Below are 26,059 nucleotides of genomic sequence, written 5' to 3' on the forward strand. Positions count from 1 at the left end.
CACCGTTGTTTCAGACACTTGTGAGAGACATTTTCTCCCCCTCTCCCAAGGTTGGGAGAGGGGGTTGGGGGGTGAGGGCGACTCCAAACCGCCATATCTCGTTACCCACCTTGACAGGGCTGGGTGGGCATTGCCCACCCAATCAGACATAAAATTAAAAATTACTGACTTCTCCCGCAGCAACGGAAAAAATTTGCGAAGCATTTAACCATTGGGCATCAAAGGCATTGATATGAGTGGCTGTAATGAGGGTCTGAAACCGTCCTTGAATCGCCTCTAAGAGTTGGTTTTGGCGGTTTGGGTCTAATTCTGCTAAAACATCATCTAACAGCAATAATGGCGGTTCTCCAATGACCTCCTCAATTAACTTTAACTCCGCTAACTTCAACGCTAACACTAACGTTCGTTGTTGTCCTTGGGACCCATAGGCCCGGGCCGGGGTATTATTAATCACTAATTCGATTTCATCCCGATGAGTCCCCACTACCGTGCGGCCTTGGTACTTCTCCGCCGTCCGTCGTTGTTCAATTTTACTCAAAAACGCTTGTTGTACTTGTTCTGGGTTGTCTTGTGTCCAAGGTACATTGGGCGTATAGTGGATTTCTAATTGTTCCTTTGCGCCACTAATTAACCGATGCCATTCTTGAGCAATGGGGACTAATCGCCCCAAGACCCTTGCCCGTCGTCGTGTTACCCTAGACCCATTGGCGGCTAATTGACTATCCCAGAGGGCCAGTTGCATCTTTTCCCCTTCACTCAAAGACCGCATCTCCTCTTGTTTCAGTCGCCGTAAGAGGGCATTGCGTTGGCGTAATACTTGATTATACTGTTGTAGGATGTAGGCATAGACTGGCTCAAGCTGAATAACGAGTGCGTCTAACCAATTGCGGCGAATTTCTGGCCCCCCTCGCACTAAGTCTAAATCGAGACCGGAAAATTGCACCGCATTCACTTGGCCTAAAAATTCCATTTGACGACGGAGGGTTTCGGTATTGAGTTTTAACGTCCTGCGGCCTTGTTTACGGAGGAGTATCCCTAACTCGATGGTGCTATGTTTGCGTTCTACCGTTGCAGTAATTTGGCCGGTGGTTTGCTCATTTTGGACGAGATCGCGATCGCGGCTGGTACGATGACTATTTAACGTGGCCAACAACTCCACCGCTTCTAATAAATTTGACTTCCCTTGAGCATTATTCCCCACCAAAATCGTCTTCTGTGCCTCAAACTGCACTTTTTGGTCGGTATAATTCCGAAACTGTCGCAAGTGAAGTCGTCTTAAAAACATCTTTTTTACTGGTACTTCTCTTGAACCAAGGGATATGCAGACGCAGGAAACGCGGACCATTCCCACATGGACCCCGGATAATTTTGCACCCGATACCCCAAGTCGGCCAACACCGCAGTCACCCAAGCAGAGCGTATCCCCCCCGTACAATAGGCCACCAAGGTATCCTCTGAATTAATCCCTTTTTCCCCTAAGAGTTGCTCAATCTCCTCCCTCGGTAATAATCGCCCATCCTCCCCCAACAACGTCTTATAATACAGGGAAACCGCCCCTGGGACATGACCCCCCCGACGTTCCCCATAGGGGGTTGCACCGCGAAATTCACGGGGTTCACGGGTATCTAAGGGGATCACCTCATCGGCCTCCCACTGTGCCTTAAATTGCTCTCTATCAATGGTCCACTGGGGGTTAAACTGTATGGTAAAAGTCCCTTGTTCTATATTCCCACTCTCAACTGCTGACTCCTGACTCTCCTCAACTCCTGCATCGAACAACGCAGTTATTCCCCCATCAACTAAATACGCTTGAGAATGGCCCAAGGTTCGCAACATCCAAACTATGCGGCCTGACTCTCCCCACCCTTGCAAGGGACTCCCAAACACCACTACTGGATGATCTGACTTAATCCCTAACTGTTGTATCTTATCCTCTAGTGTCTCTCGATCTGCCCATAACTTGCCCCGATGGGGTGCATCTGACTGGGAAAACTCCTGCCATTGTACCCGTTGAGCATTTTTAATCCACTTTCCCCCAGTCTGAGGCCGGGTATCTAACACCGTGGCCTGTTGTTCTATTAACCGTTTTGCTTGGTTTCCACTGATCAGCCAATCTTGCTGTTGTATCCTAGGATGGGTAAACACAGAACTCGCAAGGGAAACATTTGCTGGGGGAGTCCGTCTGCGAAGGTTAGGAAATACCCCAACGACCAGCAATAATAAACCCACAATCCCTAAAATGATCAGTCCTTTAGCCATTCCACCTTGTACCACCATGACCACTCCCACCAGTCCTGCGAACTTAAAATCATATAGCATTTTTCAATAAGTTGTAAAACAAGGGTTTCTCTTTCATCCCACTGGGTTTTCCTGTCGAGAGTTGTTCCCCTTCTCCCTCCTAACTCCCGTTGCTGCTTAACTTTTGGCTTGTTTAAACTGATGACACGACTATACGATTTATTGCTTCAAGGGGGGTTCGTGATGTATCCCCTCCTCCTCCTCTCTATTTTTACCATTGCTTGTGCTTTAGAACGGGGGTGGTTTTGGATACCTTTATTAAGGCAAGAAGACCAAATTGTCCAGGAAGTGTTAGCGGTTGCGCGGGTTGATTTAGAAAAGGCGGAAGCGGTGGCGAAACGCACGCAACACCTCCCTATTGGACGGTTTTTATTAGCCCCTCTGGCATTAAAAAAGCCTTCTCCTGAAACCTTTCGTTTGGCGATGGAAGCGGCAGGGGATAAAGAGTTTGCCCGAATGCGAAAGGGGGATAAGTTTTTAGAAACGGTGGTTGCGGTTGCGCCTTTGTTAGGGTTATTGGGGACGGTGACGGGGTTAATTACAACCTTTAATAATTTACAGATTGGCAGTGGAGGAATTACAGAAGAAGCGTCTAAGGTTGCTGCTGGAATTGGTGAGGCATTAATTACGACAGCTACGGGGATGGTTGTGGCAATTGTGGCTTTATTGGTGTTTCGTGTTTTAGCGACTTTACAAGCGAGACAAATGGAGTATTTTGCTGAGGTGGGGAGTGAGTTAGAGTTGATTTATCGGCAAGGTTGTGAAGTTGAGGGGGGATGAGTTATTTGCTTTTATTTATAGCAATAGGTAAATTGGTGAGATACAGTTTTTTTTGAAATTTGGGAGAGAGGGTTAGGGCTAATTTAATAATGGGTTAAGTGAGTGATGCCAACTGTTCTTCTGTTAGGATTAAGATCAGCTATAAATAGCTTACTACCAACGAATTAAGCTGAGTGCTTACTGTTTATTTTTCATAGAAAATAGAAAATAGATTTTGTTCTTTATTATTATGAAGTTATGGTAACAGTCAAGGATAATATAACAAAAGTAACATTAGCAGTTTTTTTGGCACGTCCAGAAACTAAACCAGCGAGGGAGTTTTTTAATGGATATATTGAACAGAAACCAATGCCACAAGGGGAACATAGTATAATACAATCTCGTTTAGTTGCTACTATTAATGAGGTAGCTTTATCTAATAAATTAGCTCATGCTTTTTCCGAGTTACGCTGTACTTTTGGGGGACAATCTCTTGTCCCGGATATTACGGTATTTACTTGGCAGCGTATCCCAAAAACGGAGGAAGGGCGTATTAAGAACCGTTTTGATCTTCCTCCTGATTGGATTATTGAAATTTTATCGCCTGAACAGTCGGCAAATAAGGTGATTAAGAAAATTTTGTTTGCGTTAAGTCAAGGAACGCAGTTAGGGTGGTTAGTTGATCCAGAGGATGAGTCTGTGATGATTTTTAAGCCCAATATTATGCCGGAAATTAAGTCAGGGGATGAGGTTTTACCTGTGTTGGCTGTGTTGCAAGATTGGCACTTCACTGCAACGGAAATGTTTGCTTGGTTGTCGGTAGCGTGAAGACCTATTCTAGCTTTGTTAATCGCCAATCATATCCCAAGTTTCCTGGGGAAAATCAATTCCGGCAATCTTATTATTTTCAAATACAAAAATGAGATCGTCGGTAATGTTTTCAAATTCCACGGTGACAGCTACCACATTTTCTGCTTCTCGACTCCGTTGATAGCCTTGATATTCACCTAAAGAGGCTTCTACATCTGCCCAAATTTCCTGCATTCGTTGTAAATTCCAGGCTTGTTGTAAATTGGGGTGTAAATTTGCCCAAGCAATATTATATTGTTCTGCTTCCATTGCCTCTAAAAAGCCTTCCGCTATTTTCTCATTTGTGAGGCGATCTTCCGGTGTTTGCGCCATTTCGAGTGGGGAATGGGTTTCTGGGGGTTTGGCTTGAGTGGCTACAGAAACGAATAAACCAGCAGTCAGGGCTACAGCAGAAAGGGTTAAGCGAAAGAATTTAGTCATTGCTTTAATTCACTTTGGCGAGACAGTTTGACCTTTTTTTCCTGATTTTCTCGCTAAGAGAGAGAAAAGGGAGTATTTTAGGTTACTTTTTATTTTACTCATTTTGACTCCCTGTAATGCCTATTATTTACCCTTGATCCGTAATTGATCCAGTAAGGCTTGGCGCATAATTTCTACAGGAATGGGGGTGTCTAACCAAAGGTGTAAGGCGGCTGCCCCTTGTTGGATGAGCATTTCTGAGCCATCTAGGGTTGTTACGCCCTGTTGTTGGGCGAGTTGTAGGAAGCGGGTGGGGCTGGGGGTGTAGATTAAGTCATAGGCGATCGCACCTTGAGGTAATTGTTGTAAAAGGGCGGCTTCGACGGGGGATTGCTCTATTTTGGGTGACATTCCCACTGGGGTGGTATTCACTAAAAGTTGGGTGTTGGATACCATCTCGCTTAATTTGTCCCATGTATGGACGCTGAGACGGTCTTTAAAGGGGGTGTTTTGCCAACTTTGTTTAAATTTGTCCAATTTCTGCCGATCGCGCCCTACAACACCAATTTCAGGACACCCTAATTCGGCACAGCCAGCCACCACGGCCCGGGCGGCCCCACCATTGCCCAAGATCAGGGGGATCACTTGACTCCAATCTCGGTTTAAGGCTTTGAGGGGGGCGATAAAGCCTTCTGCGTCGGTATTTGTGCCACTCCATCCGGTTTCGGTGCGCCAAAGGGTGTTGACTGCACCAATAGCTTGGGCCACGGGGGTGATTTCGGAAAGGAGGGGGATGACGGCTTGTTTGTGGGGGATGGTGAGATTAATCCCTTGCACACCGATGGCTGCAAAGCCGTCTAGGGCGGTGGCTAAGGCATCCTGACGCACGGGGAAGGGGAGGTAGATGTAATTGACTCCTAAATGCGCGATCGCGGCATTGTGCATGACAGGAGAGAGGGAATGCTCAACCGGATCACCGATTACTCCCAATAATTTGGTTTTTCCGTTAATAAAAGGCTGATTCATCAGGATAATAGAAAAGGCCACCATCGTTTAATTTGCCATGTTTTTGTCTCCTGACTCAACTACACCCCGTCGTCTCTTGGTGACTGGAGGGGCCGGGTTTATTGGCTCGAATTTTGTCCATTATTGGTGTCAGACGTATCCCAAGGATCAGGTTTTCGTGTTAGACGCGCTTACCTATGCGGGGAATTTAGCCAATTTAACCCCGTTAAAAAGCCATGAGACGTTTCGGTTTGTGCAAGGGGAGATTAGCGATCGCGCATTAGTCGATCATCTCTTACAAGCGGAAAATATTGATGCGATCGTCCATTTTGCCGCAGAATCCCATGTAGATCGCTCCATTTTAGCCCCAGATACCTTTATACAAACCAATTTAGTCGGCACATTTACTCTTTTAGAAGCCTTCCGTCACCATTACCAGCAAAAGCAATCAGGCCGGTTTCTCCACGTCTCCACTGATGAAGTCTATGGCAGTTTAAACCCCCATGATCCCCCCTTTACCGAAAAAAACGCCTATGCCCCCAATAGTCCGTATTCCGCCTCCAAAGCGGGCAGTGATCATCTAGTGCGGGCCTATTACCATACCTATCAACTCCCCACTTTAATCACCAATTGCTCTAATAATTACGGCCCCTATCATTTCCCCGAAAAGCTCATCCCCTTAATGTGCATTAACATCCTCTTAGGGAAAGCTCTCCCCGTCTATGGAGATGGCCAAAATGTGCGCGATTGGTTGTATGTTTTAGATCACTGTCGGGCGTTAGATTGCGTTTTACATAAAGGAAAAGCCGGAGAAACCTATAATATAGGGGGCAATAATGAAGTGAAAAATATTGACTTAGTAAAAATACTCTGTCAATTAATGGATGAATTAGCCCCAGATTTACCCGTCTCTCCCTCTGAGCAGTTAATTACCTTTGTTAAAGATAGGCCAGGCCACGATAAACGCTATGCCATTGATGCCAGTAAAATTAAAACAGAATTAGGCTGGACTCCCTCTGTTACCGTAAAAGAAGGATTACGAAAAACCGTGCAATGGTATCTAGAAAACCGAGACTGGTGGCAACCGTTACTTTCCCAAGAATACCAAGACTATTATCAACAGCTATATGGACTATAGATAATTAATTTTTGTTGTTTTTTATTTTTTGTTTGTTATTTGTACAAAAGGGAACAGGGAACAGGGAATAAGATATTTTTTGTCTTCCTTATCTCCCCCATTTCCCCTATCGGAGGAGAGAGAATAGAGGAGAGAGGATAGAGAAGCAATTACAGACTTTTCACTTCTCTTTCCTCACTCCTCCCCCCCCATCTCCCCTATCTTCCCTATCTCCTCCATCTCCTCCATCTCCCCCATCCTCCCCATCTCCCCTATCTCCTCTTGAGTCGTAAGCTACAATGTAGAGTGCAGAATTTTTCAACAGAGCAGGAGAGAGTCGTGGAGTCCCGATATAACGCAGGAGAAATTGAGCAAAAATGGCAGCAAAACTGGTTAGAGATGGGGATTGATGCCACATCAGAAGACCCCAACCGACCAAAGTTTTATGCCTTATCTATGTTTCCCTATCCGTCGGGAAATCTGCACATGGGTCACGTTCGCAACTATGTGATCACCGATGTGATTGCCCGTCTCAAGGGAATGCAGGGATATCGCGTCTTACACCCCATGGGATGGGATGCGTTTGGGTTGCCTGCGGAAAATGCAGCGATTGATCGCGGTGTCCCCCCCTCCCAATGGACTTACAAAAATATTGCCCAGATGAAAGGGCAGTTACAGAAGTTGGGACTCTCTCTGGACTGGGATCGGGAGTTGGCTACCTGTTCCCCGGATTATTATAAGTGGACACAGTGGTTATTTTTACAGTTTCTCCAAGCGGGTTTAGCCTATCAGAAAGAATCGGCAGTAAACTGGGACCCCATTGACCAGACGGTTTTAGCTAATGAACAAGTCGATAGTGAAGGCCGATCTTGGCGGTCTGGGGCTAAGGTGGAACGGAAGTTACTCAAACAGTGGTTTCTGAAAATTACGGAGTATGCGGAGGAATTACGCCAAGATTTAGAGAAGTTGGACGGATGGCCAGACCGGGTGAAGGCCATGCAGGAGAATTGGATTGGTAAATCCGTCGGGGCCTATTTGGAGTTTCCCGTGGTGGGGAGAGAGGACAAAATTGGCGTGTTCACAACCCGCCCAGATACCGTCTATGGGGTGACTTATGTGGTTTTAGCCCCGGAACACCCCTTAACCCCGCAAGTGACCACAGAGGCGCAAAAAACGGCGGTAGAGGCGTTTATTGAGGAGGTGTCCCAGGAAAGCGAACAGGAACGGACGGCAGAGGATAAACCTAAGCGCGGCATTCCTACGGGAGGCATGGCCGTTAATCCCTTTACTGGGGAAGAAGTGCCGATTTTAATTGCTGATTATGTCTTGTATGAGTACGGGACGGGTGCGGTGATGGGTGTTCCAGCGCACGATCAACGGGATTTTGTGTTTGCAACCCAGAATGAGTTACCCATTAAAACGGTGATTATCCCTGAAGGGGGGAATGCGGATGACCCGTTAGAGGCGGCTTATACTGAGGCTGGGGTGATGGTGAATTCTGGGCAGTTTGATGGGATTGCTTCAGAAGACGGCAAACAGAAGATTATTGAATATGCGGAGAAGGAGGGTTACGGCAAAGCCCGCATTCAGTACCGTTTACGGGATTGGTTGATTTCTCGTCAGCGTTACTGGGGGTGTCCTATTCCGGTGATTCATTGTCCTAGTTGTGGGACTGTGCCGGTCCCTGATGAGGATTTACCTGTAGAATTGCCTGAAGATGCGGATTTTTCGGGCCGGGGTCCTTCTCCTTTGGCGAAGATGGAGAGTTGGATTAATGTTCCTTGTCCCAGTTGCGGGGAAGCTGCGAAACGGGAAACGGATACCATGGATACGTTTATTGATTCGTCTTGGTATTTCCTCCGCTATAGTGATGCCAATAACCCGGAGGAGGCGTTTGCCAAGGGGAAAGTCAATGACTGGTTGCCTGTGGATCAGTATGTGGGGGGAATTGAACACGCGATTTTACATTTGTTGTATTCTCGCTTTTTTACGAAGGTATTGCGCGATCGCGGTTTACTCAGTTTTGATGAACCCTTCACTCGCTTATTAACCCAAGGGATGGTACAAGGACTCACCTACAAAAACCCCAGTAGTGGCAAGTATATCCCCTCAGAGCAAGTGAATCCAGAAGACCCCAAAGACCCTAAGACGGGGGAGAAGTTGGAGGTCTTTTATGAAAAGATGTCCAAGTCTAAATATAACGGGGTTGATCCCCAAGCGGTGTTAGCTCAATATGGGGCGGATACGGCCCGGATGTTCATTTTATTTAAAGCCCCCCCAGAGAAGGATTTAGAATGGGATGATCAGGATGTTGAGGGACAATTCCGCTTTTTAAATCGGGTTTGGCGATTAGTGACCGAGTATGCAAAAAATCCCGCCAACGGTCAAGGTAAAGGGGATTATACGAAGGAAGAAAAAAACCTCCGCCGTGCCATTCATACGGCCATTAAAGAGGTTTCTGAGGACTTAGAAGGGGGGTATCAGTTTAATACTGCGGTGTCGGAGTTAATGAAGCTGAATAATGCTTTAAATGATGCCAACTGTAAGCAGTCTCCGGTGTATAAAGAAGGAGTAGAAGCATTATTAATTTTACTTGCACCTTTTGCCCCTCATATTGCGGAGGAATTATGGCATTGTTTAGGCCATAAAGTCTCGATTCATCGGCAACCGTGGTTACAACATGATCCTAAAGCGTTGGAGGTGGATGAGTTTGATTTAGTGGTGCAAGTAATGGGCAAAAAGCGGGATTTAATTGCTGTTCCTGCGTCTGCGAGTAAGGAGGAGTTGGAACAGTTGGCACGGCAGTCGGAGAAGATACAACCTTATTTAGAAGGAAAAACGATTAAAAAGGTGATTGTTGTTCCTAAAAAGTTGGTAAATTTTGTGGTGGTGTAGTTACTTATGTAGGTTGAGTGCAGTCTGTTACTCAACCTATCTACTCTGCCTTAATTTTTACGTTTTTTGGGAAGTTTTGAATGAGTGTTAGAGCATCTTGGTTTACAAAAAAGAAAAAAATACGAATCAATAGTGTTGCTATTTACAACTCTTTATATCAGTACACTGAAAAAAAAATCAATCAAAATATTCAAGTTGATGAGATTGTTGATTGGATTAAAAATAAAACCATTAAAGAATTTGAAAAACAGTATAAAAAATCACCAGAAGTAGGAGCATTAAATAATGCTATTGGTCGATGGAATGAGTTTATTGCTACCACTCTATTTACACAAATTGCTCTAGAATTCAATCAAGATTCTTCTACCAAAGTAGCAATTTTTTCATTACCCAACTCAAAAATTACGGGTCTGGATTCAGCTAAGTCTTATTCACAATTTATTAATCTTCTTGATCTTAACCAAAGTCAAAATTCAGGAATTAAAAAATTAGAACAAATTCAAAATAATATCTTTTTCCCGAGTCCAGATTATGTCATCGTGACTAGCAAGCGAAATATTAAAGATCAATTTGATGAAATTTTGCAAAGGCAGGCTTTAAGACCTGATATTCTGGATTTTTATACTTTTCTTGAAGGGTCTTTAATGTCTAGTGAAATTAGAGCAGTCCTGTCTTTAAAAACATCCAATCGTCCAGACCGACGCTATCAACCTTTATTTGAAGCAGCTATTGTTAAGGCAATTGCTTATTTGCTCGCTCAAAATTGGAAATATTATATGGTTGCTAGTGATTTAACAGAGGGAGATTATACTGTTTTTAATCATGCTATTTCACCCCATGGCCTAGCTACTCAACAAGATATAAAGCTAGTTGATCAAACCTATCTTTATACTTGTAAAGAAGATTTAAAACAGCTAATTTTGGACACTTTGACTTAAAAAATCAAAGATAACTCTAACTGCTGTGTTTGATTTTCAATCCTAATCTTCTCAGGATTTTGTAAAAAATCAATAATAGTTTTTGCAATTCCTTTTGCTGCTAAGTACGGGACTCCATTACCAATGGTTTGAAACATGGCTGTTAATGATATTGTATCTGGTAATGTAAATTCTTTAGGCATAGACTGTAAAGCCAATGCTTCGGCTACAGAAATACGCCTTGCTTTATAAGGGTGTAAATGTACTTCATTATTACCATAACAGGCGGTTGGTGAATATCTCCAACGATGCAAACGTTTATAAGATTTCCTTGAATCATCCCCTTCTGCAATAGATTTCATTTTGACTAAACCTGCTCTTGGTTTAAAGTAATGTTTTGCATTAGGATGATTAATTGTATCATTTTTTCTGAACCAGTATTCGACTGTTAATTCTTGGGGAATATTAGAAGGACAAGGTAATATTGAATTTTCTTCAAAAGGTGTCTTTTCTAACCAAGAGAGATTAAAGATATTATTTTTAGAATAAATAATGTTATTCTCCCAAGGAAATTGTCTTTCTGGTATAGCAGCACAAGTAGCATTTATATGAAAACCTAGTTTTTGTAAAAAAGAACGCTTAAAACCAATTAAAATAATACGATCGCGGTCTTGTGGCACTCCATATTCTATAGAATTAATAAGTTTTTCTGTAAGAATATAATTGTGACTATTTAACTGATTTTTTAAACTCTCAAAAAAAGCGCGATGTTTTTTAGTTCGATATAATCCTTTTACATTTTCAAAAACAAAGAAATCAGGGTTGTGCTGACAAACTAAATCTATATAAGATTTAGTGAATTTACCTTGACTTCCTTTTTGTCCTTTATTTTTACCACCAACAGAAAAGTCAGGACAAGGTGGACCTCCAAGAAAACAAGAAATTTCCCCAGATTGATCAATGTCACCCATTAAAGTCTGTAGTTTTAAGGCTTGTCGATTCTGTAAAAGTATTTCAATATTTTGATTAGAATACCCATATTTTGGAGGCTCAATATTTAAATATTGTCTCCCCTTCTGATAAGCTTCTAAGAAAGGTGAGTATATTTCGTTAACATAAACAACTGAAAAACCGCTATTTTCAAACCCTAGATCAAGAAATCCAGCACCAGCAAAAAAGGAAAAAACATTAATTTTGGGTAACATTTAATATTTATGCTATGAAACGAAACTAATTTAGCTTAATTATAACTAAAAAAATCAATTTTTAGCTGGTTAATTCGCCTCATTTTTACTGTACTTTCACTGTGTCAAATTAGGACGGTTTTAAGGGTCGAGAAATTGGTTCGCTAATCGTTTGAGGATTTGTAAGACGGGATAACACCCATTTTGGCGGTTGCGGAGGTTGAATTCGTCGGAGATGGCATAGGTAAACCCCTCAGCATGGGACATGAGTTTGAGAAAGGTGAAGTTTCCCCCATTGGTTAGGAGTCCATAGGTGGGGGAGGTGGTTGCATTGGGACTTGCTAGAAGGTAGGAGAGGAGTTGAGAACGCCCGACTTCGAGGGAAAAGGCCGCTTGCTTGGATTCGATGGCTAATACCCAAAAGTCTTCGCAGAGAACCAACACATCTAGTGTCCCTGTTGCCGTCAGTTCCCCATCTCGATCTACAATTTCGGTGGAGGCTTCCGACCGAATGAGGAAGGGAGGACCGAAAAAACCCGCCATATCTAAGAGTGGGGAGAGAACGACCATTTTCACGGTGTTTTCCAGTAAGGGGGGATAGCGTAGGAGGTAAGTGTAGTTGGTTGTGATGCGATCGCAGCGTTCTTTTTCAATCTCTGTTAATTCAGGTAGTTTACTCTGCCATTCTAAAAAGACCGTTGGATCGTCTGTGAATTGGAGTTGGAAGCGTTGTTCCAATTCACTTAACGAAATCGTTCTAGCGGTGAGTGTTGGCATAGGTTGAAAGAGTCTCAGCGATTCTAGTTTTCGAGTGAACGGTATCTTTTTGATTATATCCAGTTTTTTTAGTGTTAGAGTAAACCACCATGGAGTTTTACCCCTCATTTGAAAATGCTATATGAGAAATTTAGTTGACTCATTAGATAAAGATTCGTTAAATAAAGGCTATAGGTTGCCATTATCATCTAAAGGTGTTTTATAGTAATTTTGGAAACTTAACTAAATATTTATATAAAAATCTTGAAACTAAGAACACGCCTGTTTTTATCCTATTTAATTATTATGTTGATTGGCTTGGGGACGTTTACGGTGATTGCCAAATATTCGTCGCCTCGCTTTTTTATTGTCCGGTTGGAACAGTTGGAACGACGGGGCTTTTTTACGGTTCGGTCGGCGAGGACGTTTTTAATTAATGGGTTTGAAAGTGCTTTAAATCGTAGTAGTTTTTGGTCGTTTGTGGTGGGGGTAACGACGGCAGGAGGGTTGAGTTATTGGGTGTCGAAACGGATTACTCAACCGTTGAATAAGATGCAGGATATTACTCAAAAATTTGCCTCTGGAAAGTTACAGGAACGTATGCCGACGAGTGATATTACAGAGTTAAATGAGTTGGCAATTAGTTTTAATCGGATGGCCCAAAGTTTGGAGGGGGTGGAACAACGTCGCCAAGAGTTAATTAGTGATTTAACTCATGAGTTACGAACCCCTTTAACGGTGGTGCGGGGGTATTTGGAGGAGTTGGCGGAGGGACAAATTGAGCCTTCTCCTGAGTTGTATTTTCGTTTAGTCCGAGAAACGCGCAGATTGGAGCGTTTGGCCAATGATTTACAGGAACTTTCTAAGGCGGAGGCGGGATATTTACCGATTCATTTACAAGGGGTGAATTTAGTGCCGTTGTTGCAGTCTTTGGTGTCTCGGTTTGCGGATCAAATTTTGGAGGATACGGTGGTTTTTAAGTTAGATTGTCCGTCGGATTTACCTTTGGTTAAGGTGGATATTGATCGGACGGAACAGGTTTTGGTGAATTTAATTGGCAATGCGTTACGCTATACGGAAGAAGGGGCGATTACGGTTAAAGCATGGCGGGATAAACAATGGGTTTGGGTGGCGATTCAGGATACGGGAATGGGGATTTCTCAGGAGGATTTACCCTATGTGTTTGAACGGTTTTGGCGGGCGGATCGTTCTCGTTCCCGGTTTTCGGGGGGGAGTGGAATTGGCCTTGCGATCGCAAAGCGTTTAATTGAGTTACAAAATGGTACAATTGAGGTAGAAAGTGCGGTGGGGGTAGGGAGTACCTTCCGCTTTTGTTTACCCATAACGGACAGTAAAGGGTAAGCATTCAGTAAGCATTCAGCTATCAAGCATCAGCTTAAAATGCTGTAACAGCTAATTGCTCTATCAACCCGTTTTAACGGGTTTCATCTATGAGCCTTGGGTTTCAACCCAAGGCATATTTAGGTAACTCTTTTAGGAGTTTTCTTGTAAGATTTGTTCGGCTTCCGCTAAGGTTTCTTCCGGATCATTCTGTTGAGATTTCTGCACATAATTAATTTTGAATTCTTCGAGGAGGTCTGTTAACCATTCTTCTAATTCTGCTTGGGTTTTGCGATCGCGCAATGTTTCCCGGAAATAATGTTTAAATTTAGCGGTCAGTTGCTCAAATAATTCCCGTCCTCTCTCATCCCCATAGGAGGAGGCCAAAAACTCTACACTGCCTTGGGCCAAATAATCCGCAATTTGCTCTAATGCCTCTTGAGGGAGTTGTTTAATTCCGGGGACATTCCTCATTCCTTGATACCAGTCTGACTGGTGGAATGCACCGTGTAAACTATGGCGTAGTAATGCTTCTAAATCCGGTTTGAGTTGCGGGAGGACGTTATAAATGGCCAGTTGTAAGATGCGATCGCTGATTGCATCTAATTTATCCACATCCGTTACTTGCACATAGTCTTCAGGATTTAATAACGCTTGCGTCGCTTCCCCTTTCTGCACAGAATCTTGACTTTGGCTAATTAATCGCACCATTAAAAACAACGAAACTCGATCCGCTAAATAGGCCGCAGGTTCATGAGTCACTTCCGCTAAAATGCGTTCCGTATTTAACAATTCCGACTTATGCAAATACACCGAAACCGGGAGAATTCTTAACCAACGCCACAGGGGGAAAAAGAGGATGGCTTCATACCACCGTCGTAAAATCGCATCCCCCCAACTCAAATCCTCATGTTTTTTCGACACCCAAAACGTTCGCCCAAAAAACTCTAAGGCGAAAAACAACATAAAATAAATATCAATGCGCCAAAAATTATCAATAAATTGACCATTTTCATCCACCGTCCGAAAATAATTCACTGCTAATAACGGTTCAAGTTTTGTTTCAAAAAAGTTCAGCGCGTTTTCTGGGGTAACTTTTTCTAAATACGCTTGTGACCAAAAATCTGCAAAGGCTTGTTGGGCAGAATCCGTATTCATTCGCCTTTCCATGCGTCGCTTGAGTTGGGCAAATGTACCAAATTTATTGGCAACACTAAAAGGATTTTCAGCTAAAATTTCTTGACTTTTTGTGCGTAAATATGCTAAATATTCTTGACTTTTTGGACTCTCTAGAGAATGATTTTTTAAATAGTCTTTAAATTCTTGAACCGTTTGTAAATAGTTTTGTGTATCCGGGTCAGGGGTAATACTTTTAACCGGATCATAAAGAGAAACTAAAGGAGGTAAGTGGCGAACATAGATATCTCGAAAGGGAATATAAGTGATATTAAAAAAGACTAAAATTAAATTAACTAAAGCAATCAAAGCGACAAATCTTCGCCACCATTGCTTTGTGATTCTTTGTTCATCGAACATTTGTCCTAGATTATTCATTGAGGGAATAGACTTATTTTACCGTAATCCTCCCGTCCGCCAAATACTCACCAGCAACCAGAGACCCAATAAACTCGCCACCGCAAATAAAATATTCGTCACAATGGATAAATTAGAAGCCTGGGCCCCACTGGATAGGGTTGCAGCCCCCATAATTAAAGACCCCACGACGATACTAAACGCCAAACGATTCGCCCCATCGCCAAAGGTTTGTTGTATTTTGGGTAAATCTGTTAACTTCAAATTCCAACGTAAGGTTTCCGAGGTTAAACGGTCTAATAATAACTCAATTTGGCGCGGCGATCGCAAGGATAAACTTTTCACATCCAACGTCGTCCGCAACAAAGTCTCTAGCGGTTCATCCCCCCACAATTGCCGGGTAAATAAATCACTCATCAACGGTTTAATTTGATTCAGTAAATTAATTTGCGGGTCAAAACTCCGCGCCACTCCCTCTAAATTCGCCAGCGTTTTTGCATATAACCCCATATTACTCGGTAAACGAACCCGATTATCCCGTGAAACCTGCAAAATTTCATAAAATACTTCACTAAAATTAATCTGGGAAAGACTCAAATTATAATACTTTCGCAACATTCTATCATAGTCATTTTCCAAGCGGTCTAAACTCACAGGCTGACCCGACTCAGCCAACTCTAACGTTAACTGAGAACACCGTTGGGCATCAATATCAATAATCGCCAATAACATCTCCGTTAAAATACGCTGAGTGCGGGGGTCTAACCGTCCCACCATCCCACAATCGAGTAACGCAATCTTCTCTTGTCCTAAATAAAATAAATTACCCGGATGGGGATCAGCATGAAAAAAACCATCTAAATAAATTTGCTGGAAAAAGGCACGAAATAACAGCGTTGTCACTTGACGACGTTGGGGGGCTTTATCCCCATTATCCGACGACTGAGACTGGGAAATCGAAGAAGACAAAAGGGGAACACCTTCTAGCCATTCAATCACTAACACTTTGCTCGTTTTCACTGGCCAATAGACTTCAGGAATCACAATTTGATTCGAGTCAAACCAGCGACTACTGGATAAATTCCGGCGTAATTGCTCAGTATATTCTCCCTCGGTGCTAAAATCTAATTCCGATTTTAAGGCTGAGGTGAATTCCTCCGCTAAGGCAACAATATCATAATCTTTTCCAAACTCAGTAAAAGCAACTAATTCCGCCAATCCTTTAATAATTTCAATATCTTGAGCAACCGTTTCTTCAATCCCCGGTCGTTGCACTTTTAAGGCCACTTCTTGACCATTTTGTAACGTAGCTTTGTGAACTTGACCCAGTGACCCCGCAGCGATAGGATTGGTGTCAATCTTCGCAAAAACTTTCTCGATAGGTTGTGCTAATTCTTCTTTTAAGAGTTTCTCTGTCTCTTGCCAAGGAACAGGAGGAACATTCGCTTGTAAAGCCGTCAGAGTATCCACATAACGCTTAGACAGGACATCGGGACGAGTGGATAATAATTGCCCTAACTTAACATAAACCGGTCCCAGTTCAATTAAGATATTGCGTAAGACTTCTGGAGAAGGGAGACGCGGTTCTCCTGCTTTCCCCCCCGTCAACAGTCCCCGCATATAGTCCCAACCATTACGAAAAACCACTTCTAAGATTTCTCGCTGTCGAGAATTATTTTGGGTCAGGGAAAACATAGGCAATTAGAATCCAGTGAAGTCAAGTAACGCTCTACCCATTTTAGAAAAAGATGCTCAGGTTTTCCTCAGTCAGGGGGATTAGTTTTCGGGGACACTTAGTTGGCAAAAATCCGACTCTCGAAAGACGTAAAATATTCCAAATGACGTTAAGTTTGGTTGAGAACTCTATACAAAATTCCCTACATCCTGTAACTTTAGTTTTATTCAGATCAATTAGACCCCTCTTTAAAAATTGCTGAGTTTAACCCAGAACTATTATGTCTCAAACACCATTAACCGGAACAGAACTCATGAACTGTGCCAAAGCGAGTGCCACTCAAGGCATTGAGGCCGCTGCCCAACAATGTGGGTATGGGGAAGATTGCGATCGCTTTTTTCAAGCATTACAAAAAGCCGGACAAGATATGGGCATCGAAATTACCCAATTTAGTGATATTATCACCTCCACCGAAATTGCCGAAGAATTGGCAAGAATTCGCTCATTATAATCCCTTATCACCCAAAAATCCCCCTTCAATGGCTCAAGGGGGTTAACGAAATCACCCACAATAATTAATTATCCTGCACCCCAGAAGCCGCAGGTAAATAATCATCATAGCTATCCTGATTGTAAAAATAGAGCGTGCGAATGGGATAAGGAATATTAATATCCGCATCATCAAAAGCCTTTTTAATGGCTAAAATAACCCTAGTTTTCACACGACGCACCTCTTTTTGTTGGGGAACAGTCCAATAGCGCACTAAAAAATCAATGGAACTATCTCCAAACCCCACCAAATCAATTTCCGGTGCAGGACTGGTTAAAACCCCATCAACCCTTAACACCAAATTCTCTAAAATCTCAGATGCTTGGGATAACGGGGTATTATAATCTACCCCCACCGCTAAATCCGTTCTACGGTGTTCAAAGGCCGTTCTCACCTGCACCGCACTGGTAAACACCGTTGAATTGGGAAGTAAAACCTGTTCCCCTTGATAGGTGCGAATTTTCGTAGTCCGAATATCAATATGTTCCACCGTCCCCTCATACTCCCCCACAATAATTTGATCGTGGATGCGGAACGGTTCTTGCAATAGCAATAAAATCCCTGCCAAGAAATTTTTAAAAATATCCTGAAACGCAAAACCAATAGCCACCGAACTGAGACCCAAAGTGGCAATAATATCGCCTAACCTTAACCCCGGAAACGCAATCACACAAGCAAACAACACCCCAACCACCCAAGCCGAAATATAGGAGGTTTTAGTGAGTAACAATTGCAGAGACTTGCTGCGGAGTGTCTTATCCGCCACCTTTTTAGAAACTTTATAAGCAAACTTGGCAACGTAGCGAGTAATTAAGATAATAATCAGTGCCGTAATCAAAGCGGGGAAAACTTTTACCCCACTTCCGATTAACTCTCGTACACTTTCTAAAATTGTTTCCGTTAGCTGAGTCATAGGCCGATCACTTCAAAAAATTAAAAGGATTTAGGAGCTTGTCCACCGACACCGATACGAGTATTAAAGATATCAGCATCCGTAATTACCATATCATCCATAGACGCTCCGATGACACGCACATTATACAAGGTCGCCTGACTCAAGTTAACTGTATCTAGGTTAGCGTGGTTTAACACCGCATTCGTCAAGAAGGCATTTTCTAAATTCGCCCCTTCTAAATTCGCTCCCGTTAAGTCTGCCCCTTCCAGGTTAGCCCCTTCCAGGTTAGCCCCTTGTAAATTGGCATTACGCAAGTCTGCCCCAATTAAATGCTTTTGAGATAAATCTGCCTTTGATAAATCACATCCCGCGCAGATGTTGGTTTCCACTAATTGTTGAACGTGCTGAGGGTTTTCCGCTTGCACCATCTCCGGTGCAATGACAATAGATAAAATTGCTAAAGGAAAAGGTAATAATTGTCTAATTTTCATAAAGTCTTTCTATCGTTCTCCTAAATTCTATATGTCTGAATAGTCCTGATAATTAGACATTGATTACCAGACTATTTTTTTCGCTTTTGAGGCTCATTTTTGACTCATTTTCAATGAATTAATGAATCAATGAGCCTTCATGAGTCTTGGGGATTATTTTCTAGCAATTACCCAAACCGCGTGAATAATACCGGGGATATATCCTAGCAATGTGAGTAGAATGTTAATCCAGAAATCTATTCCAATCCCCACCTGTAAAAAGACACCTAAAGGGGGAAGAAGAACTGCACAAATAATCCGAACTAAGTCCATAAGTCCTCTTAATTAATCAAATGTTTGGATATGAAGGGGAGACTAAAAGCACCCCTCACCATTTTAACCTAACTATTGTTGAAACTTAGACACGGCTTGCTCAAAGGACTGGTTTAACTCACCCCATGCCTTCTCAAATCCGCTTCTAATGTCTTGCCACGCATCTTCGCCCGATTGTTGCAATTCTTCAAATTTAGCCCGTGCCGCATCTCGCTTACTGGCTAATTCTTCCATCTGGTCATGATATTCAACAGAGGCTTCAGCCCTAGCCTGATTGGCTTTTGCCTTCATTTCATCAATCTGAGCATTGAGTTTATCCAGTTGTGCCTTTACTTTTTCTTGGTATTCTTGTTTACTATTAAATTGAGATTGAGTAGCCATAAAATTTAGTCTGTCTTGCTTGAAAATTACTCTACTTTCATATTAAGGAACATCAGACGGGTTTAGTTCTACCACTCGAACTAAATGAGCCTCTATCGACAGAGCGAAAGTTACAGTTGAGACATCTCTCCAATGAGATAGCGAAACCGTCATCCTGTGTGATCCCGATCGCGCTATCATAGCCAATATAGCTAATAGTAGTTGCAACGTGGAGCAAGCCATGGGTGAAGCCAAACGACGCAAAGAAGCCCTCGGAGAGAAATATGGTAAAGAGAAAACCATTCTCCCTTGGGTCCCCATTACGAAACGTCAAGCCGATCAATTCGTCAAATGGTCAACACGCGGCGCGTGGGCAGGAATTGGCCTTCTCGTCGCTGTCTGGTTAACCGTCCGCGTCATCGGGCCAGGGTTTGGTTGGTGGACTGTGAATTAAGGCTAACCGCATTAGCTGATCAAAGCCAGGGTTAGGGGTAGAAGGGAGAGTCACCTCTCCCAACTCCTGCCTTGACCCGCTCTTGGGACTGTTAGTTTTAAGAGTCGCGGAGGCCAGGCTGATAGCTGAAGGCTTACCGATAAATTCAATGACCCCCACCTACTTCGTGAGGTGAGGGAGTGGGGAGAGATAACCTTCCCGTAGCTGCGAATAGAGCCAAGAGCGGTTAACGAGTAAACACTTCCAGATGTTTCTCTAGTAATGAGCGTTCCCAAAATAGTCACTTGGCTGCAAGAACGAACAGCATTGACGGTACTACCGGAAAAGGTCCTTAGCGCGATCGCACCCTGTTTAGAAGAACGCACCACGGGTGCCAATCAAACCCTCATTAAAGCGCAAACCCAACCCCGGGGACTCTACATCCTGCAATGGGGACAAGCAGAAAGCCAAGACGCTACCAACACTTCCTCTAAAGTAAGTTTACTGCCCGGTAGCATTATCAATTTACAATCATTCATTCTAGACCAACCCACCCGCGAAACCGTGATTACTCACAGTGAATGTCGCTTTTGGTTTATTAAAAGTGACACAATGCGAGAGTTCATTGGTCAATATCCAGAAATTACCCAAGTTTTTTCCCAACAACTCGCAGAAGAACTCGCCTCAGTGTCTTCGCAACTGAATTTTGAGCCAGAACGGGCTTATATTTTACGTCCTTATCTAGTGACAAAAGCCCGACGGGGAATTGTCGGCAGAAGCCGCTATGCGGTGCGGTTACGCCAGCAAATTAAGCAAGCCTCAGATCATCGGGAATCAGTAGTTATTTTCGGCGAACCCGGATTAGGGAAAGATAACGCTGCGACTTTGATTCATTTTGGCTCTTCTTACCGTCGAGAACCGATTATTAAAGTCGATTGTAGTACCTTACAGGCCAGTGGTGCAGAATGATTTGGACGCGCTAATGGGAAATTTGGTTTACTAGAAGCCTTGGGGAAAGGAACGCTTATCTTTAATAATATTCAGGAACTTGATCCCGAACTTATCCCCGCGATCGCGCAACTCCTCAAAGATAACACCTACACCCCCGTCCCCCGCATCAACCAACCGCCACCACCTCCCAAAACCTCCCAAGCACGTATGATCTTAATTGCCGAAAAAACCCTTCCCGAACTCGATCCGTTTATAGAAAGTCGGATCAAAGTTCCCCCCCTACGGGTCCGAAAAAGCGATCTCAGCGACCAAGTGAACTATTACATCAGCTTGGTTTGTCGGAGCAAAGGGTTGACCCAACCAGAAGTCACTCCCGAAGCCATCCGCCGTTTACAAGCCTACGATTTTCCCAATAATCTCACAGAATTAGAAAACTTAATTCGTCGCGCGATCGTGCAACTCCCTGCTGGACAACCTCTAACCGAAGAAATTGTTTGGCCCTCCCAAAGCAAGAAAAAACAACTACGCCTCAAGCTCCTCAATACTTTGCCTCGTTTCCGACGTTTCCTCAGAAGTGCCTGGTGGCCAGATCGCTTCAATTATTGGTTTGTACTCCCGGCATATACCCTCGTCGTTGCGATTTTATTCCTCGGTCCGCCAACTCGTTCCGAAAACTTTGCCCTTAACTTATTCTGGGCATGGTGGTGGCCCGGAGTCCTCATTTCCTTTCTGTTTGTGGGACGACTCTGGTGTGCCGTTTGTCCCTTTATGATTTATGGAGAACTGGTCCAAAAAATTTCTCTCTGGCTATTCCCCCGACAACTCAAACGATGGCCCCGTCAGTCGGCAGAACGTTGGGGAGGATGGTTCTTATTTGGCTTATTTGCCTTAATTTTGCTTTGGGAAGAATTGTGGAACTTACCCAATACCACCTATTTATCCGCTTGTTTACTCCTACTCATTACCGCAGGCCTGATTTTAACCCGAAAAATACAGCGCACTTCCTTATGGTCGCTTTTGCCTCAACATTTCGCCCTATTGGCCTTGAGTGTTTTGTTTTGGCAACTGATTGTTTAACACGCCATAAGGTCACTATTATAAATTTTAGATGGGGACTGCGCAAAAAGTTTTGTTCAAATCTGGCTGAGAATGTAGCGTAAACTGTCGTAGTCTTCTTTGAGCAGTAAACTCAACTCCCGGCCTGCTTGGACTAGCCACGCGCGATCGCAGTTTCGCAACTGATAAATCTCCCGTAAACAAGCCGCCAGTAACGCCTCTACTGGCACATTCTTTACCTGTAACAGCGATCGCAAAAACCCCAACTCCTCACTAAACTGCACCACCTCCTCCGGTTGACAACGATACACCCCTTGGTGAATCTGAGGCGGACGAGGGGGCAAATACTGAAAAATCCCCCCTTGCTGGCCATTACTCCCCTCAGACGGCCCAGCAAACCCCATCAACGCCGCCCGAAACTCCGTTTTCAACATAGCAAAAATCTGCGGTTGTTCCTGGCGTAACTCCTCCAGCGACAACCCCAAGGCCCGGGCCCGATGTACCGAGTCAATAGGAGACGTAGTAACATACGTCACCACCCCAAACACCTTATTCCCCGACTCCTCATCCCAAGACTTCACCCAACTGCCAAAAGGAGGCATACGGGGAAAATTCAAATCCTCCGGTTCAAGACATTGGGCTAAAAACTCCAGCGTCGAGGTTTCAATCACCTCAGCAATATGATCCGCCGGACGTTGATCCGTTGTAAATTGAGGCAGAGGGAGGCGCATTTTGGGTAATTGGTAATCGGTAATCGGTAATCGGTAATCGGTAATTGAAGATAGGAGAGATAGGGAAGATAGGGGAGATAGCGAAGAAAAAACCAACAACCAACAACCAATAACAAACCCCTACTTCTTCCCTTTCACCTTCACTTCTTCCAACTCCGACAACTGAAACGTCACCAACTTATCCCAATTGCCCCCTTCAAATAACACAGCCGCCTTTCCATCGCTGACACGCTGCACCATACCTTCAAAGCGATAATAAGTATCATCAGTATTACTAACGCGAACCGTTGCTCCCGGCAAAATCATACAGAAACCCCTTCTTTGACTGAATTGCTGCTTGTTTGGGACTGCCCGCCCCTACTTGAATCGGATTTTACCATACAACGGGGATCAAAGTTAGAAGGCTTACCCTGAGCCAAATAGAAGGGACGGGGCTTGAGACCCAATTATTAGGAGTCTGTCATCGGAAATGTAAACGTGGCCGATGATTGGCCACCGATTCCACTAAACCAATAGCCAGAAAATTCGTCAACAAAGCCGATCGCCCGTAACTCATCCAGGGTAGCGGAATCCCCGTAATCGGGGCAAGTCCCACCGTCATACTAATATTGACAAACACCTGAAAAGCAATCATAGACAACACCCCCACCGCCAACAGAGAGCCAAAATTCTCGCTGGCATTTTGGGCAATGATAATTAATCGCCAACAGACCAACCAAAAGACCACCAAGAGACAAATCCCCCCCACAAAGCCTAATTCTTCTCCCACCGCCGAGAAAATGAAGTCGGTATGTTGTTCAGGGATAAAGTTTAACTGGGTTTGTGTGCCTTGGTTGAGTCCTTTCCCCCACAATTCCCCAGCCCCAATGGCAATTCTCGATTGAATCAGGTGATAGCCTCCCCCTAGGGGGTCTTTTTCCGGCTCAAGAAAGAGGATTAAACGGTCTTTTTGGTAATCCTTGAGCAAACCCCAGAAAAAGCCGCCCAATCCCCCGGCAATGGTATTAACAATCACTGTGCCAATCGTGCCAAGAATACGCCAAGGAAGCGTTAGCCACGCAATCAGCGTCATTAGGGCCACCCAAGCACACCAGGCCGGGAGATAAGAATTAAAAGCAATGGCAGACACCAACGGGGCAACCATTAAAATTAACCAACCGGGGTTAGCATTGCCCCAGTAGAGCATTCCTAGGGTAATTGCCCCAAACACCAAAGAAGTCCCCAAGTCAGGTTGTAAAAACACCAACGCCCAAGGCACTGCGGTGATGGCCAAAGCGCGTAAAATAGAAGGAATGGTCGAAGCGGGGCGAGCATGGAGTAAGGCCGCCATAGTAATAATTAACCCCAGCTTGGCAAACTCCGACGGTTGAACATTAAAACTCCCAATGGTAAGCCACCGTTGCGCCCCCTTGGCCGATTGACCGATAATCATCACCGCCAAAAGGGAAATATTGGTGATGCCATAAATCAGCCAGTGGAATTGAATCAGGAAATCGTACCGCCACCGAGCAATCAGTAAAGCTAACCCGAGGCCAACACTACCGACAAGCCAATGTTGCCACCAGTCCGTTAACCCTTGATTAATTTCGGTGCTGCGGATCATAATCCCCCCAAACACCGTTAAACCCATCACCAAAATGAGTAACGGTAAATCCAGTTGTTGCCAACCGGCCAACCAATTCCGCCATTTGGGAATCCCTTTACTTTTATATGAGCGTTGCAACATAATCCTTGCGAGTAAGCCAACCACTGAGGTTGATGGTACTGTACTTTCTTCGGCTTAGGCCAAGGCCGCTACGGAAACTTTGGCCGCTAATTGTTTGGCAATTTTCGTCAAGGCTTGGGCGGAGGGGGAGTCGGGACGGTCAATCACAATGGGTAAACCGCGATCGCCCCCTTCCCGGACCGGCATTTCTAAGGGAATACACCCCAACAACGGCACATTCAACTCCTGAGACGCTTTCTCGCCGCCCCCAGAGCCAAACAGGTCATAACTTTTATCTGGCAGATCCGGGGGGATAAAATAGCTCATATTCTCAATAATCCCCATCACCTGGGTTCCCAACTGCTCAAACATCTTTAAGCCCCGACGAGCATCTAACAGGGACACGGTTTGGGGAGTCGTAACAATGGCCGCCCCAGACATCGGCACCGCCTGGGCTAAGGTTAACTGAGCATCTCCCGTCCCTGGGGGTAAGTCCACAATTAAATAATCTAACTCGCCCCAGTTCACTTGATAGAGGAATTGGCGAATAATGCCATTGAGCATCGGGCCCCGCCAAATTACGGGCTGATCTGGGTCAATTAAAAAGCCCATGGAGACTAATTTCACCCCATGATTAAAGGCAGGTTCGAGAATATCTTGCCCTTGGCCATCTTTCTGCACCCGGACTTCTGCATTGGCCAATCCCAACATGGTCGGGGCATTGGGCCCATAAATATCCGCATCCAATAGCCCCACTTTCGCGCCCGTCTGGGCCAACGCCACTGCCACATTAACCGCCACGGTACTTTTCCCGACACCCCCTTTCCCACTAGAAATCGCCAAAATATTTTTAATGCCTTCCACGCTTTGACGGTCCGGGAGGGACTTTTGTTGCGGCGTTTCGGCAGTAACCTCCACTTCCACTTTTTCCACTCCCCCCAACTGTTTCACCGCTTTTTCGCAATCTTCCACAATAAATTCCCGTAAGGGACAAGCGGGAGTGGTCAACACTAAAGTAAAGCGAACCGTTTGCTCCTCCACTTCAATATTGCGAATCATATTCAATTCCACCAAACTTTTGTGGAGTTCGGGGTCTTGAACCGGGCGTAAGGCTTCGAGTACAGACTGAGTATCTACCATAACTGAGAAACTGGGTTGACTTTTATCAATCTTAACGGACTAGGCAACCCGTCTTTCAGCCGCATTGGCCAAATCAGAGGCCACCCTAGCGACATAAGGACGGATAATCCACCATAGTACAGGAGACAACCAGCCTCGCATCGTCACTGAGTAAGAAACATAAGTGCCGCATACGGTTGATTCAACTTGATAGGTGACTCGGTTTTCAATGCCAGGAATGGCTAAAAAACGGACACTGAGCAATTCTCGCGGAGAAACCTGCTCAATAAAAATCCGCACGGGAATCGGCGTGAAGCGAGTCACCACCTGATAAATTAACCCAGGTTTTGCTACCAGTCCTCTGGGAGCATTGGAACGGTCGAACAGGGGATGCCAAGACACATCAGCTAGATTAACTAATTTTTGCCAGAGGGCATCCACCGAAGCGTTACAGAGTACACGGTAACGTTTATTTAAGGAAAATTTACACAAAATTTTCCCCCGACCGACCATGAGTTTGAAGGAAAAATGCAAAATCATAACATCCCTCTCAAGCTCGATCATTTGGCAAGATTCTATTTTAAAGGAGTAAGGTGACAGTTGATCTGTCACTCATTACAAGAAGGGGTGTCGGGTGTCGGGAGGTGGGGGAGATAGGGGAGATAGAGGAGATAGAGGAGATAGGGGAGATAGGGGAGATAGGGGAG

Annotated in this window: 25 protein-coding genes and 1 pseudogene; 9 read left to right on the forward strand and 17 right to left on the reverse strand. The window is 44.3% G+C overall.

The window, feature by feature from the left end:
• Positions 1-154: 154 nt before the first annotated feature.
• A complete protein-coding gene (recF, locus tag PN462_RS12480; protein ID WP_272128583.1) occupies positions 155-1,285 on the reverse strand; it encodes a DNA replication/repair protein RecF in 1,131 nt (376 codons plus the stop codon).
• 5 nt (positions 1,286-1,290) lie between these two features.
• On the reverse strand, positions 1,291-2,319 hold the full coding sequence (locus tag PN462_RS12485) for a sulfurtransferase (protein ID WP_272128584.1): 1,029 nt from the start codon (positions 2,317-2,319) through the stop codon (positions 1,291-1,293).
• Positions 2,320-2,439: 120 nt separating this feature from the next.
• Between PN462_RS12485 and PN462_RS12490 the strand changes: the two genes are divergently transcribed.
• The gene (locus PN462_RS12490) at positions 2,440-3,078 is read left to right on the forward strand and encodes a MotA/TolQ/ExbB proton channel family protein (protein WP_272128586.1); all 639 of its coding nucleotides are present in this window, start codon (positions 2,440-2,442) and stop codon (positions 3,076-3,078) included.
• Between the two features lie 237 nt (positions 3,079-3,315).
• The gene (locus tag PN462_RS12495; RefSeq protein ID WP_272128587.1) at positions 3,316-3,885 is read left to right on the forward strand and encodes a Uma2 family endonuclease; all 570 of its coding nucleotides are present in this window, start codon (positions 3,316-3,318) and stop codon (positions 3,883-3,885) included.
• 18 nt (positions 3,886-3,903) lie between these two features.
• Here the strand turns inward: PN462_RS12495 and PN462_RS12500 are convergent, their stop codons facing one another.
• The gene (locus tag PN462_RS12500) at positions 3,904-4,347 is read right to left on the reverse strand and encodes a DUF3887 domain-containing protein (RefSeq protein ID WP_272128588.1); all 444 of its coding nucleotides are present in this window, start codon (positions 4,345-4,347) and stop codon (positions 3,904-3,906) included.
• 123 nt (positions 4,348-4,470) lie between these two features.
• Positions 4,471-5,376, reverse strand: coding sequence for a shikimate dehydrogenase (locus PN462_RS12505; protein WP_272128590.1), 906 nt, complete (start codon positions 5,374-5,376; stop codon positions 4,471-4,473).
• Between the two features lie 13 nt (positions 5,377-5,389).
• On the opposite strand from PN462_RS12505, the gene rfbB reads away from it, so the two are divergent.
• From rfbB to PN462_RS12520, 3 genes are all read left to right on the forward strand, one after another.
• Positions 5,390-6,469: a dTDP-glucose 4,6-dehydratase gene (rfbB, locus tag PN462_RS12510; protein ID WP_272128591.1), complete on the forward strand. Its 1,080-nt coding sequence runs from the start codon at positions 5,390-5,392 to the stop codon at positions 6,467-6,469.
• A 318-nt stretch (positions 6,470-6,787) separates the two neighbouring features.
• Positions 6,788-9,343 carry a leucine--tRNA ligase gene (gene leuS / locus PN462_RS12515; protein WP_443029160.1) on the forward strand — a complete coding sequence of 852 codons (2,556 nt, stop codon included), beginning with the start codon at positions 6,788-6,790 and terminating at the stop codon, positions 9,341-9,343.
• A gap of 80 nt (positions 9,344-9,423) precedes the next feature.
• Positions 9,424-10,281, forward strand: a complete 858-nt coding sequence (locus PN462_RS12520; protein WP_272128593.1) for a Cfr10I/Bse634I family restriction endonuclease — start codon at positions 9,424-9,426, stop codon at positions 10,279-10,281.
• On the opposite strand, the gene PN462_RS12525 is transcribed toward PN462_RS12520, so the two are convergent.
• Both PN462_RS12525 and PN462_RS12530 read right to left on the reverse strand, forming a co-directional pair.
• Positions 10,278-11,465: a DNA cytosine methyltransferase gene (locus PN462_RS12525; RefSeq protein ID WP_272128595.1), complete on the reverse strand. Its 1,188-nt coding sequence runs from the start codon at positions 11,463-11,465 to the stop codon at positions 10,278-10,280. The genes PN462_RS12520 and PN462_RS12525 overlap by 4 nt on opposite strands.
• Before the next feature lie 120 nt (positions 11,466-11,585).
• Entirely contained in the window at positions 11,586-12,221 is a 636-nt protein-coding gene (locus PN462_RS12530) for a restriction endonuclease subunit R (protein WP_272128596.1), read from the reverse strand.
• 285 nt (positions 12,222-12,506) lie between these two features.
• Between PN462_RS12530 and PN462_RS12535 the strand changes: the two genes are divergently transcribed.
• On the forward strand, positions 12,507-13,562 hold the full coding sequence (locus tag PN462_RS12535; RefSeq protein ID WP_443029161.1) for a sensor histidine kinase: 1,056 nt from the start codon (positions 12,507-12,509) through the stop codon (positions 13,560-13,562).
• 132 nt (positions 13,563-13,694) lie between these two features.
• On the opposite strand, the gene PN462_RS12540 is transcribed toward PN462_RS12535, so the two are convergent.
• The gene (locus PN462_RS12540) at positions 13,695-15,095 is read right to left on the reverse strand and encodes a hypothetical protein (protein WP_272128598.1); all 1,401 of its coding nucleotides are present in this window, start codon (positions 15,093-15,095) and stop codon (positions 13,695-13,697) included.
• A gap of 18 nt (positions 15,096-15,113) precedes the next feature.
• A complete protein-coding gene (locus PN462_RS12545) occupies positions 15,114-16,769 on the reverse strand; it encodes an ABC1 kinase family protein (RefSeq protein WP_272128599.1) in 1,656 nt (551 codons plus the stop codon).
• Positions 16,770-17,029: 260 nt separating this feature from the next.
• On the opposite strand from PN462_RS12545, the gene PN462_RS12550 reads away from it, so the two are divergent.
• Positions 17,030-17,260: a hypothetical protein gene (locus tag PN462_RS12550; RefSeq protein ID WP_272128600.1), complete on the forward strand. Its 231-nt coding sequence runs from the start codon at positions 17,030-17,032 to the stop codon at positions 17,258-17,260.
• Positions 17,261-17,324: 64 nt separating this feature from the next.
• Here PN462_RS12550 and PN462_RS12555 read toward each other — a convergent pair whose 3' ends face one another.
• The 4 genes from PN462_RS12555 to PN462_RS12570 all read right to left on the reverse strand — a co-directional run bounded on the left by PN462_RS12555 (position 17,325) and on the right by PN462_RS12570 (position 19,378).
• On the reverse strand, positions 17,325-18,212 hold the full coding sequence (locus tag PN462_RS12555; RefSeq protein ID WP_272128601.1) for a mechanosensitive ion channel family protein: 888 nt from the start codon (positions 18,210-18,212) through the stop codon (positions 17,325-17,327).
• Between the two features lie 20 nt (positions 18,213-18,232).
• Entirely contained in the window at positions 18,233-18,685 is a 453-nt protein-coding gene (locus PN462_RS12560; RefSeq protein WP_272128602.1) for a pentapeptide repeat-containing protein, read from the reverse strand.
• Between the two features lie 153 nt (positions 18,686-18,838).
• Complete coding sequence (locus tag PN462_RS12565; RefSeq protein WP_272128603.1) at positions 18,839-18,997, reverse strand: YqaE/Pmp3 family membrane protein; 159 nt, start codon at positions 18,995-18,997, stop codon at positions 18,839-18,841.
• 72 nt (positions 18,998-19,069) lie between these two features.
• Positions 19,070-19,378, reverse strand: a complete 309-nt coding sequence (locus PN462_RS12570) for a hypothetical protein (RefSeq protein WP_272128605.1) — start codon at positions 19,376-19,378, stop codon at positions 19,070-19,072.
• Positions 19,379-19,598: 220 nt separating this feature from the next.
• Here PN462_RS12570 and PN462_RS12575 point away from each other — a divergent pair, with 220 nt between their 5' ends.
• Both PN462_RS12575 and PN462_RS23540 read left to right on the forward strand, forming a co-directional pair.
• A complete protein-coding gene (locus tag PN462_RS12575) occupies positions 19,599-19,811 on the forward strand; it encodes a DUF2839 domain-containing protein (protein WP_272128607.1) in 213 nt (70 codons plus the stop codon).
• 261 nt (positions 19,812-20,072) lie between these two features.
• Positions 20,073-21,752 (forward strand): annotated as a pseudogene (locus tag PN462_RS23540) (sigma 54-interacting transcriptional regulator); the annotation flags it as partial.
• A 122-nt stretch (positions 21,753-21,874) separates the two neighbouring features.
• Here the strand turns inward: PN462_RS23540 and PN462_RS12590 are convergent.
• From PN462_RS12590 to PN462_RS12610, 5 genes are all read right to left on the reverse strand, one after another.
• Positions 21,875-22,528, reverse strand: a complete 654-nt coding sequence (locus PN462_RS12590) for an HAS-barrel domain-containing protein (RefSeq protein WP_272128610.1) — start codon at positions 22,526-22,528, stop codon at positions 21,875-21,877.
• A gap of 120 nt (positions 22,529-22,648) precedes the next feature.
• Complete coding sequence (locus PN462_RS12595; RefSeq protein ID WP_334310453.1) at positions 22,649-22,834, reverse strand: NAD(P)H dehydrogenase subunit NdhS; 186 nt, start codon at positions 22,832-22,834, stop codon at positions 22,649-22,651.
• A 154-nt stretch (positions 22,835-22,988) separates the two neighbouring features.
• Entirely contained in the window at positions 22,989-24,254 is a 1,266-nt protein-coding gene (gene rodA / locus PN462_RS12600) for a rod shape-determining protein RodA (RefSeq protein WP_272128611.1), read from the reverse strand.
• A gap of 54 nt (positions 24,255-24,308) precedes the next feature.
• A complete protein-coding gene (locus tag PN462_RS12605; RefSeq protein WP_272128612.1) occupies positions 24,309-25,373 on the reverse strand; it encodes an Mrp/NBP35 family ATP-binding protein in 1,065 nt (354 codons plus the stop codon).
• Positions 25,374-25,412: 39 nt separating this feature from the next.
• The gene (locus tag PN462_RS12610) at positions 25,413-25,892 is read right to left on the reverse strand and encodes an SRPBCC family protein (RefSeq protein ID WP_272128613.1); all 480 of its coding nucleotides are present in this window, start codon (positions 25,890-25,892) and stop codon (positions 25,413-25,415) included.
• Positions 25,893-26,059: the final 167 nt, after the last annotated feature.

This window comes from Spirulina sp. CS-785/01 (assembly GCF_028330525.1).
Classification (GTDB): Bacteria; Cyanobacteriota; Cyanobacteriia; order Cyanobacteriales; family Spirulinaceae; genus JAQMSD01.